This is a genomic window from Faecalicatena faecalis, assembly GCF_012524165.2.
GTDB lineage: Bacteria > Bacillota > Clostridia > Lachnospirales > Lachnospiraceae > Faecalicatena_A > Faecalicatena_A faecalis.
Genome location: NZ_JABACJ020000007.1, coordinates 197,324 through 208,434, shown reverse-complemented (window position 1 = coordinate 208,434; position 11,111 = coordinate 197,324). Strand labels below are relative to the sequence as shown.

The 11,111-nt window shown below is 38.9% G+C and carries 11 protein-coding genes and 1 tRNA gene; 7 read left to right on the top strand and 5 right to left on the bottom strand.

Annotation, left to right across the window (positions count from 1 at the left end; translation table 11 throughout):
* Positions 1-130 precede the first annotated feature (130 nt).
* Complete coding sequence (locus HGO97_RS09990; RefSeq protein ID WP_216241164.1) at positions 131-484, top strand: hypothetical protein; 354 nt, start codon at positions 131-133, stop codon at positions 482-484.
* 194 nt (positions 485-678) lie between these two features.
* Here HGO97_RS09990 and HGO97_RS09985 read toward each other — a convergent pair whose 3' ends face one another.
* On the bottom strand, positions 679-1,527 hold the full coding sequence (locus tag HGO97_RS09985; protein WP_216241153.1) for an EbhA: 849 nt from the start codon (positions 1,525-1,527) through the stop codon (positions 679-681).
* Positions 1,528-1,887: 360 nt separating this feature from the next.
* On the opposite strand from HGO97_RS09985, the gene HGO97_RS09980 reads away from it, so the two are divergent.
* On the top strand, positions 1,888-2,751 hold the full coding sequence (locus HGO97_RS09980) for a hypothetical protein (protein ID WP_216241152.1): 864 nt from the start codon (positions 1,888-1,890) through the stop codon (positions 2,749-2,751).
* A 212-nt stretch (positions 2,752-2,963) separates the two neighbouring features.
* Here the strand turns inward: HGO97_RS09980 and HGO97_RS09975 are convergent.
* Positions 2,964-3,036 (bottom strand) — tRNA-Thr (locus tag HGO97_RS09975).
* 264 nt (positions 3,037-3,300) lie between these two features.
* Entirely contained in the window at positions 3,301-3,462 is a 162-nt protein-coding gene (locus HGO97_RS09970) for a hypothetical protein (RefSeq protein ID WP_216241151.1), read from the bottom strand.
* Between the two features lie 214 nt (positions 3,463-3,676).
* On the opposite strand from HGO97_RS09970, the gene HGO97_RS09965 reads away from it, so the two are divergent.
* Both HGO97_RS09965 and HGO97_RS09960 read left to right on the top strand, forming a co-directional pair.
* Entirely contained in the window at positions 3,677-4,120 is a 444-nt protein-coding gene (locus HGO97_RS09965) for a MarR family winged helix-turn-helix transcriptional regulator (RefSeq protein WP_216241150.1), read from the top strand.
* Position 4,121: 1 nt separating this feature from the next.
* A complete protein-coding gene (locus HGO97_RS09960; protein ID WP_216241149.1) occupies positions 4,122-4,892 on the top strand; it encodes a sulfite exporter TauE/SafE family protein in 771 nt (256 codons plus the stop codon).
* Between the two features lie 38 nt (positions 4,893-4,930).
* On the opposite strand, the gene HGO97_RS09955 is transcribed toward HGO97_RS09960, so the two are convergent.
* Positions 4,931-5,878 carry an N-acetylglucosamine kinase gene (locus tag HGO97_RS09955; protein ID WP_216241148.1) on the bottom strand — a complete coding sequence of 316 codons (948 nt, stop codon included), beginning with the start codon at positions 5,876-5,878 and terminating at the stop codon, positions 4,931-4,933.
* Positions 5,879-5,924: 46 nt separating this feature from the next.
* Positions 5,925-6,650: a GntR family transcriptional regulator gene (locus HGO97_RS09950; protein WP_216241147.1), complete on the bottom strand. Its 726-nt coding sequence runs from the start codon at positions 6,648-6,650 to the stop codon at positions 5,925-5,927.
* Positions 6,651-7,016: 366 nt separating this feature from the next.
* Between HGO97_RS09950 and HGO97_RS09945 the strand changes: the two genes are divergently transcribed.
* From HGO97_RS09945 to HGO97_RS09935, 3 genes are read left to right on the top strand one after another with little or no spacing between them, the layout of a single operon-like run.
* Positions 7,017-8,807 (top strand): glycoside hydrolase family 2 protein, encoded by a 1,791-nt coding sequence (locus HGO97_RS09945; RefSeq protein ID WP_216241146.1) that lies wholly within the window; start codon positions 7,017-7,019, stop codon positions 8,805-8,807.
* A 23-nt stretch (positions 8,808-8,830) separates the two neighbouring features.
* Entirely contained in the window at positions 8,831-10,147 is a 1,317-nt protein-coding gene (locus tag HGO97_RS09940) for an ABC transporter substrate-binding protein (protein WP_216241145.1), read from the top strand.
* Positions 10,148-10,202: 55 nt separating this feature from the next.
* Positions 10,203-11,105, top strand: coding sequence for a carbohydrate ABC transporter permease (locus HGO97_RS09935; RefSeq protein WP_287839988.1), 903 nt, complete (start codon positions 10,203-10,205; stop codon positions 11,103-11,105).
* Positions 11,106-11,111: the final 6 nt, after the last annotated feature.

The window sequence follows — 11,111 nt, the reverse complement described above, 5'->3', positions numbered from 1 at the left end:
TCTATCACATGCTTGATGACCTGGGCTGAACTGCGACCAGCCTTTGCTAAACGGCGATACCCATGCGCTGAACGCGCTTCAGCGCATGGGCTAATCGCCCGGAATAATCATCTCTGATATTCACAGGGGAATGTGGGTGGATGCGGCCTTTTCACCGGTCATGACCCGCAGTATCCCTCCACAGTCTAATGCATTCTTAATTGTGGTGAGGAGAAGTGGGAACCGTCCATCAAACAGTGTCAGTACGGGAAGAATCGTGAGTGTGGATGTGAGGAACAGGTCCTTTAACACGGGAAGGCCCAATGACATGGCCAGACAGAACCGGTTTATTGTGACGAATGATACTTTGATCAGGAATCGTTCTGGAAATCCAATTCGGCTTTCAGATCTGCGGCCTGGTCAGAATGTGCGGGTGATCCATGCAGATTTCCAGACGGCGAGCATTCCGCCGCAGACAACGGCATTTTATGTGCAGGTGCTTTAAATTGGAGGGATGCCTTAAAAATTCATGTAAATAGAATGGGATAGATTTAACGATATAAGTAAAACCGCCGCAACTCCTTAGATATGTAATATGGGAGATTACGGCGGTTTTTGGTTGATTTATGCTGCTTTATTATCATCTACTACAGTAATTTCAGTGAGGTGATATGGTGAACTATTTTGATAAAAAGTAACTTACTGCAATTCAAGTAATTTATCGGCAATTTTTTGTGTCAGATCTTTTTGTTGTGTTGCTGTCAAACGAGAGGAGGTTCTCAATACTAAAGTTCCTAATACTGTATGAGAGCCTGGATTCAACACACCAGCACCATCAAAAGAAGATAAATAGGCATCACGTTTTGCTGCATCCTCCTGATTTGCGTAGACTTCTACGGCACCACCACCATCATTACCTTTATCTACGATATCATTTCCATAAACTTGACTCTGGTCAATCAAAGGACTTGAAAAATAAATTGTTGCCGTGTATCCACCCTGCTTATTTAGAAGTCCATTTAAATCATGATCCTCGGTTACAGCCTGGCAGGCAGAAATTCCGTTAATGCCTTGTAAACGTTGTATAACGAAGTCACCAGAAGGATTGGTGATTTGTTTTAATTGTAAAATACTGTTTTCAAGGGCAGTCTTTTTCTCTTTTATGTTAGTAATTGCAGAAGAATAATCCAATGGCTCTAAAAGAAGAGAGGTGGCTTTTTGAATTTCATCTGTTTTTTTAGGAACTTCGGGTATTTTTCTTTTTGATGCATTTGCATCAGCAATAGCAAGGGTCAAATCATTTATCGTGGTCTCATCATATGGGGGTTCACCAGAATCCAGTAGGGACTGAGCATCACTAATCTCTTGTTCAAGGTTACTATTTAATTCTGTCACTTTATTTGCGGCACTATTAAATTCAATCACCGCCTTATCATGTGGTTTTTTGATTTTATAGTACCATGCAAAAATGCCAATGATAAACACTACCAAGGCTAATACTATAATAATCCATTTTACTAAGCTGTTTTTTTTACTTGATTTTTCCATAGAATTTCTCCTTTTCATTTTGGACTGAGAGCTTTGATATTACTGTATTTAATTATTCCTTCTTTATAAATTCAATGTATTTAGCAATATCATCTGATTCCCATTTCTGTTTCCACCTAGGAGACAAAGATAGCACATGTGCGTATAAAAGTAAATAAAGATGTGCGCAATTGAGAAATATATTATTGGTAATATATTTAAGTGAGCGTATAGGGAGAATAAAGTGCTTGAATGGGTATGTAAAGAAGGGGGATTGCTATACTTAATTTTGAAAGGTGATATCAGTTTTAGTTGAATCATGTAGGAATTGGGAATATAATAAATTCGTGGTGCCTTTTACGGGAATGTCTGAAAGGTAAAATGAGACGTTTTAAGTTTAGATTAAGAAGAATAAATGTAGCAATAAAAAATTGGTTGTTTAATAATAGAATATATTTTGAGACGATAGTAATGTTAGTTTTGACTATAGCAGGAATCATAGTTTCCTGTGTGAGTGTTTCAGTATCTAAGACTGCAAATGTTTTATCTGATAAGTCAAATGATATCAATCTAGCGAACTTAGAACTGCAGAAAAATGCAATGTTACCAGTACTTAGTTATGTAGAAAATGCTGTTGATGAATCTAATAATGAACAATACTATATTGTGAATACAGGGGATGATTTTTTTAATCCAGACTACAATTGTTATTCTGTATTATCTATCTTAGTAGAAGGAACAGGGAGGGATGATAAAGGGTTTTATGACAAACCAATATATATTAAGTATGTGTTGCCATTGAATATTTCTGTGGATAGTTATAGTGAGTCAGAGAAGCGTTTTTTAATTCATATCGCGAAAGAGCAAAATATTGAAATCTACGACGAGATTGCTATAAGAATAGAATTTGAGATTAAAAAAAGAGGAATAAGGAATTTTATTGTATTTCCTCCCCAAATTAATAGTTATATTTTTTTTAGTTATAATGATAAGTATTTGAAAGAAAGACATACTGATGGATATTTAATGGAAGATATGAGTTACATAAGTATGAAGGAAAAATTATTATTTACAGATATAGCAGAGGAAGATAAAATAAAAGAATTAAGTACAATTATTATTCAGGAGGATGATAATGATTGTGTGGAAATATCTGATAATGTTATAAATGTAGCAATGGAACAATTTGAAAAACAATATTATGCTACGGACAACAAGAGATACTTTCTACCTGGGGATGATTGACTAAAATCCAATTTAAAAAGGTAACTCAATCCATTTAAAATAGCAGGCTGAGAGCCTGTCAAATCTGACTAAATTTTGACTAAAAGTTTCCAGAATTTCTTGGTTTTTATGAGTATTCCTGGGGAATTTTCGAAAGTACGTTCGAACTAAAAAATACACAAAAACCGCCGCAACTCCTTGAAAACACTGAGTTTGCGGCGGTTTAAGTATCAAGCTGGAAATCGGACTTGAACCGACGACCCCTTCATTACGAGTGAAGTGCTCTACCAACTGAGCTATTCCAGCCTATAGTCCGTCAGACGAACCTTTGTTATTATAGCTCTTTTGAGATAAAATTTCAAGAGTTTTTTTAGTTTTCTTATCATGCAAATATGTAACCAATAAACGACCTCATTAAGGGAGTGGAAGAGCGTATTCCAGGCAAATGCTTTATCACAATAAAAATACTCGGTACCATCTATAAAAAATAGGAAGGGTTTCCGAGTATTTTTTAATTGTGTTATGAGTCTGGTCTTATTAGGGAGGCCTGACAGATAGTGTCTCTGCTATTTATTCTCCTCCAGGACCATCGCGTCTCGGAACCTCATCCGGGATGACGTTTGTTGCATTTGTTTCCATTGCCTGTGGGACTTCTACGGTCTGTTTCTGTTCATGAGGGTCTATTGTACGCGCCGGATTGGTTCTGCCAGGCATATTTGTATAATCTTCCATGATAGTCTCCTTTAGATGACAAAATTAGTACAAAGCTATTATTTGTAAATAGGAGGCAAAGTATGCGTCCGTTTCGCAAGATATTTACTAAAAGCTATTGACATATACTGGCTATATGCTAAAATAGTTCAAGAAAGAACAGTTCACAAAAGAACTAAATGAAATGAGGCACAGAGCGTCATCTTAAATAAAAGCAGAAAGCAAGGTGTTATTTATGTTAACGACAAGTGAATTTTTATCTATCACGAATCAATTACAAAAGGCCTATAGTACCAGGATGAATCAGCTTGCCGCGGATAACGGCATGACGAAGGTAGAGATAGACGTTCTACTGTTTGTTTACAATAATCCGCAATACAACACAGCAAAAGAAATCGTGGAATTCAGGCATATCGCAAAATCCTATGTATCGAAAGCAGTTGATCTGCTTGTAAAGCGTGGATATTTATCGATTCAGGAAGATGAATCTGATCGTCGTATCAGCCGGCTTCTCATTAAGGATGAAGCGAAAGAGGTCGTAGAGCAGGCAAGAAAAGCACAGGAGTCAGCCATGCGAATTTTGTTTCAGGGCATCACAGAGGAGGAACTGGATACGTTTGAAAATATCATGCGTAAGATGGCAGAAAATTTAAATATAGACAAGCAGGGAGGAAAGTAAAATGATAGCAAAAATATTGGTATGTTTGGCTGCCGGAATGGGCGCCGGAATTGGGACAGGCCTTGCAGGCCTATCAGCAGCGGCGGTGATTTCACCGATGCTGATTACATTTTTGGGGTTTGATGCATATGAAGCAGTCGGGATTGCACTTGCATCGGATGTGCTGGCATCGGCTATTTCCGCCTATACATATGGAAAGCACAAGAATTTGGATATTAAGAATGGACTTGTCATGCTATTTACAGTCTTGGTATTTACTATGGTAGGAAGCTATATTGCATCTTTGCTTCCGAATACGACAATGGGTGGATTTTCCGTTTTCATGACTCTGCTTTTGGGAATTAAGTTTATCGTAAGACCAGTTATGACAACAAAAGAAAAGCTGGAAGAAAAGGATAAGAAAACGAAGATCATACAATCAATACTATGTGGAATCGTGATTGGGTTCATTTGTGGTTTTATTGGTGCTGGCGGCGGAATGATGATGCTCCTTATGCTGACGAGCATATTGGGATATGAACTGAAGACGGCTGTGGGTACGAGTGTATTCATCATGTCTTTCACGGCTTTTACCGGGGCAGTGTCCCACTTTTCTATCAGCGGCAGTCTGCCGGATATACCGGCATTGATTCTATGTATCCTGTTTACATTGATTGGAGCAAGAGTGGCGGCCAGATTCGCAAATAAGGCTCCGGCTAAGACTTTGAACAGAGCAACAGGAGTTGTTTTATCTATCCTGGGAATCGCAATGGTTGCAGTAAAATATTTATAGTCTATTGGAGAACAGTACGCTGTTGATAGAGTAAAGTTCTACTGTTGCTCTTTCAATCGTGATAAAAGATTGGGGGAGTCAAGATGGCAGCTTTTTGCAGCAAGCCAAATACCACCAAATTCAGGAGAGAGTATAGGGGATGTCCGATACAGGCCATCCCTTTTTAATTCTTTATCAAGCGCATCAAAAATAAGCCTGCCATTTTTAAAAATGCCACCAGAATAGGAGACTGAAATAGAACTGCAGTCTGGAAACAATTTGTTTTTCAGGGCAGATGCAGAAAGGGCAAGTTCATGGGCAGCAGTCTGATAGGCTTGTATTGCCGCTTGATCCCCCTTTTTTGCTGCTTTGGAAAGAAGTTCTTGTAGTGCAGCTATTTCTTTTCTTTTTCCAGCTAAATGAGAATCGTAATACAGGGTCATGTCCAGTGCGTTTTGGATACCAAGTTCTACAGAAACTATATCGTGTAGTGCTCCCTTTTCTATACGTCCATCATCTTCTTTTAAATAAAGTGAGATTGCAAGCATTCCCAGCCAGTATCCAGAACCCTCATCTGAAAGGAGATAGTGCCAGCCATTACATCTTGCAGCTTGGGAAGAAGATGGATTCCTGGCGTAGGCGATCGCTCCTGTCCCAGCTACGAGATGGATGCCGCGTCCCTCTGGCTGAGCACCCCAGAATCCTAATTCTACATCATTACAGATAGTAAGGGGAAGATTCTCAAAACAGGAGGAAAGATATTTAAAAATATAGCGGTCTGCATCTGGAACTTCTCCATAACAAGGGACTCCCAGACAGATACCGGCGAGATTTTGAATGAGAGCATGGTTTCGTTCTAATAGCTCATTCACAGCGCACTGTATTGACAGGCAGACTTGTTTCACCCCTATTTGAGGATGAGAACATCCTGTTTCCAGCAGGGTATCGATTTTGTTTCCGAAGGTATCGGTAAGAAGCCATTTTGTTTTTGTACCTCCGCCATCCATGCTCAGTAGATATTGCATGTCGTGTTTCCTCCTTATATTATAAACTCTAGCTCAATTCAACGGTATAATAAAAAGAATCTCCTTTTACAGTTGTTATAGTGTATTCAATGATAGAATCAAAAGAATATGTAGTTCTTTCGATTCGAATGGCAGTATCCTGCTTCTTTACTCCCAATGTCAATGCATCTTCCTTTGAAAGTTTTACTGCACGAAGATTTTCAGTAGCACGCTCTGGAATGATATTAAAAAATTGCATACTTCCATAGAGTCCTTTTTCACGAATGAGGTCACGTGTCATTTCAGGATAAAGCTTAGTTGGAATATAGGAAACCTCAATAGCATAAGGGACTTTATCTGCATATAGACAGCGAATTAATTCATAGACGGTGTCCTCATTTTCCAGATTCAGGTTCTTTTTTACCTTACCAAGTGCCTTTAGTGTCTGAAATGATAGAATCTTATTTGTGTGTTCAATTCCTTTTGCTTCAAATTCTTCTCTGAGAGTATAGAATTTGGTCAGCTTCTGTTCAATCTGGCGTACTGCTACAAAAGTGCCTTTCCCTTGTTTTCTGTAGATATATCCGTCTTTGGATAATCTGTCAAGTGTATCCCGGACAGTAATCCGGCTGACATTATAACGTTGGCAAAGTTCTCTTTCTGTAGGCATCTTGTCATTAGGTTTCCAGATACCAGAAGTAATCTTGGAAAGCAAAATATCATAAAGTTGAGAATACTTATAATTACTTTTCGCTTCTTCGTTTACCTGATTCATTTGCTAGCTCTCCTTTTATTATTTCACTATATTTTGATATGTTCTAATATTGTTATAAATATTATAAAACAAATATTTGTATTATTTCAATGTAAAAACACGAAATGAGAAAAATAAAAATACAAAATGGTAATTAAATAATATAACAAATGATTCTAATTAACAATCAAAAAATAAAAAACTGTGATAATGAATAAAAACGAAAGTTGAAATTTGTGTAAATATTATAAAAATAAAAAATAAAACATCGAAACGTTGAAAAAACCAAAAAGTTATTATATGATAATAATACCAATTTTGATAAAAATGTTCCTGGGAAGAATAAATGGTATTAAAATAACAATACAATCTAAAGGAGGAGCCTGAATGGTTAAGACAATAGGTGGTTATCCGCGGCCGCAGATGGTGAGAGAAGGCCATTTGATGTTGGATGGAAAATGGGGGTTCGCTTTTGATGATGCTGATATTGGCGAAAGAAGTCAATGGTATACAAAACAATCATCAGATCAAGAAATCCTAGTCCCATTCACTTATGAAACATCTGAAAGTGGCATAGCAGATACTGAATATCATTCAATAGTGTGGTATTGGAAGAAAATAGAACTTTCAGGATGGTACCGGCCGGATACTCATCTGATATTACATTTTGAAGGCTGTGATTATCAGACAAAGGTCTGGGTGAATGGACGTTTGATTGGAGAACACTCAGGTGGGTATTCAAGATTCAGTTTTGATTTGGGAGAACATTCAGAGACTGAAGTTTTAAATATCTGTGTCAGGGTTTCTGACAGCTTATCAGAAGAACAGATGAGGGGAAAGCAGAGGTGGCTTAAGGATAGTTATGGTTGTTGGTATGTTCAGACAACAGGAATCTGGAAAAGTGTGTGGGCAGAGATGGTTCCAGAGAGTTATATTTCTAATCTAAAGATGACACCAGACATTGCAGGACATAAGTTGGAATTAGAGCTGAGCGTTTCTGGTATACAGAATCGGATTGAAGCAGAATGTACTGTGAGCTACCAGGGGAAAAGGATAAATAGCATCAGGAGCATGGTACGAGAAGGAAAGCTTGAAATAGGAATCGACGTCTATGACAAGACAGTCAATGAATGGGGCATTGCACTTTGGGCACCGCAGCATCCTAGTCTCTATGATCTGGATATCAAACTTTATGTAAATGGAGAACTGATGGACCACGTCAGCTCTTATTTTGGAATGAGGGAGATCAGAATTAAGGGAAATAATATTTTATTAAATGGCGAACCGCTTTACCAAAGGTTGATTTTAGATCAAGGGTATTGGAAGGAAAGTGGTCTGACACCAAAGGGAGATGAGGCACTGCTTTTAGATATTGAACGGGTCATAAGTCTTGGATATAACGGGGTAAGAAAGCATCAAAAGACAGAAAATGAGAGATTTTTATATTGGTGTGATGTAAAAGGTCTGCTTGTATGGGAAGAAGCCCCTTCTTTCTATAAATATTCGAGCGAGGCAGTTGCAGGGTTCTGTACACAGTGGCTCGAAATTGTGGAGCAGAATTATAATCATCCATCGATCATCGTATGGACCCCTTTAAATGAATCCTGGGGAATGATGGAGATAGGCAGGGATAAAAAGCAGCAGAGCTTTTCACAAATGGTCTACCATCTAACAAAATGTGTGGATTCTATGCGGCCGGTCATCGTGAATGATGGGTGGGAGCATACGATTTCAGATATCATTACTCTGCATGATTACGAAGAAGATGGAGAGCGGATGTTTGAAAAGTATATGCAATATAAGGACTCTGTTTTATCAGGGGAATTTTATCACAATAATTACCGGAATGCTTTTGCAGAAGGGTTTTCTTACCAGGGTCAGCCGGTCATGATCAGCGAGTTTGGCGGGATTGCTTTTGAGCAGGAAGGAACACAAGGATGGGGGTATGGAAATAAGGTAAAAAGTGCAGATGAGTTCATCGAACGGTTCCAAAAGGTTACACTGTCGGTTAAGAAGCTTCCCTATGTATGTGGATACTGCTATACACAACTAACAGATGTACAGCAGGAAATCAATGGGCTTCTGACGGAAGAAAGAAAGTTTAAAGTGGAGCCAGAAAAAATCCGGGAAATTAATGAGGCACGGGCCGGGATTTTTTTTAATGAAAAGTGCCATTAGGGATTCAGAAAAGGAGGATTATTATGAAAAACGGAAAGAAAAGAGTGTTATCATTCGTACTTGCAGCAGCTATGCTTGCGGGAACTATACTTACAGGATGCGGGAGTGGAAAAGATAGTTCAACAGGAGATTCTAAGAAGGATTCAAAAGAATTGAACCTTTGGATGCACAATGGGGAAGCATTCGTAAAAGAAACAAAGAAAATAGCAGAAAACTTTGAAAAGGAAACTGGAATAAAGGTGAATGTACAGACGTTCCCATATGATGCGATGAGTCAGAAGATGAAAGCAGCATTTACAGCAGGCAATGAGCCGGACATCATTCAGGGATTTGGTGCATGGATGCCTACTTATATTAATCAGGGTCTTTTAGCAGAAGTGCCAGATGAGATGGCTTCTAAGTTTGAGACAGATTATCTCCAGGGTGCGATCGACGGCTATGCAAAGGATGGAAAATATTATGGTGTACCAATAGAGATGAATGTAGAGTACGGATTATTCTATTATCCTGATAAAGTAAAGGAAGCAGGGGTAGAGGGTGCACCAGCTACTTTTGAAGATGTCTTAAAGGTTGCTGAATATCAGGCAAAATACAATGGTGATGTACAGGAATATGGTGGTTTAGAGTTCCATAATGGCGATAACTTCGCAGCACTTTTCCTTTCTTGGATTCTTCAGCACGGGGGAAGTTTTTGGAATGAGGAACAGACCCAAATGGTATTGACAAGCGATGAGGCCAAGGAATCCTGGCAGAAGCTGGTGGACCTTGTGACAGTAAACAAAGTGACAGACACAAAACATATTACAGAAAAAATGCCGACAGAGCAGTATTTCTTCGCAAATAAGGCAGCACAGCTCGTAAAAGGTTCCTGGGCATCAGCAGTGGGGGACGAGCTTGGCAATAAAGACTGGGCGTTTACTTTCATGCCTCCTGTAGCAGGAGATATTCCATATTTCGTAGTGGAAGCAGGCTGGGCGTATGTAGTTTCAGAGAACAGCAGCAATAAGGATGCAGCATGGCAGTTCATCGAATATTGTATGCAGCCAGAAGTTGAGAAAGAATTTAACCTTGGGACAGGTACAATCTCATCTCTTCAGGAAGTGATCGATGATCCGACCTATATGGAAAATGAGGCAAATGTCAGAGTGAAGGACCAGTATCAGTATCTGCAGTACGCAAATAGTGTAGGACCTGTGCAGGATATGGATTTTGTAAAGAAAACCATGTTAGATACATTTGATAAAGCAACCGCTGGAAAGGTGACAACGGACGAGGCACTGGCACAGATGGAAAAGGATATTAATGCGCATATTGATGAATTGATTGCGCAGTCCAAATAAACAAAGGGGGGATATGGCGGGAGTGCCATATCCTCCTCCTTAAGGAGGGACAGAAGTGAAGAAGGAAAGACGGAAAAAAGGCACTGGACGTTCCCAGAGAAACTTTATCATCTGTGGTTTGACTCCAATTATGATTCTCTTTTTTGTATTTTCTGTAATACCGATCATCTATAGCGTGGTCATGTCGCTTTTTAACTACAACGGTTTTCCGCACCCGCCATTTGTAGGAATAAAAAACTATGTTATGCTGTTTCACGATTCGGAATTTTTAGGTGCATTAAAAAACACAGTATTTTTTGTTGTGATTGCTGTTGTATTGAATATTTGTATTGCTACATTCCTGGCGGTTCTGGTGAAATCATTGAAAAAAACGAAGCTAAGAGGATTTTTCAGAGGCTGGTTCTTTCTCCCAGCCGTTGTTCCTATGGTAGCAGTATGTTATGTGTGGCTGATCATGTTTGATCCTGCCAATGGTATTATCAATCAAGTATTGATGCTTTTGGGGATGGGAAGTCCAGTCAACTGGCTGAATGATACACGTACAGCTCTTATGTGTATTGTGGTTGTGACATTATGGTGCGACTTAGGATATAATCTTGTCATTATTATGGCAGGTCTGGACAGTATTCCAGCTACTTTTTTGGAGGCAGCACAAATAGATGGTGCGAACAGTGTTTACCGGTTCTTTAAGATTACACTTCCATTGATGGCAAGAAATATGATGTTTGTTGGTATCATGACAAGTATTTCTTATTTCCAAGTATTCGCTCAAGTACAGATCATGACTCAGGGCGGCCCTGATAATGGAACGAATGTAATCGGGCTGAATATATACAATTATGCATTCAGGTATTCACAGATGGGATATGCATCTGCGATGGCAGTAGTCATGCTGGGAATCATACTGGTTATTTCATTGGTGCAGTTGAAACTTGGTAAAACAGACTGGGAATATTAGGAGGTG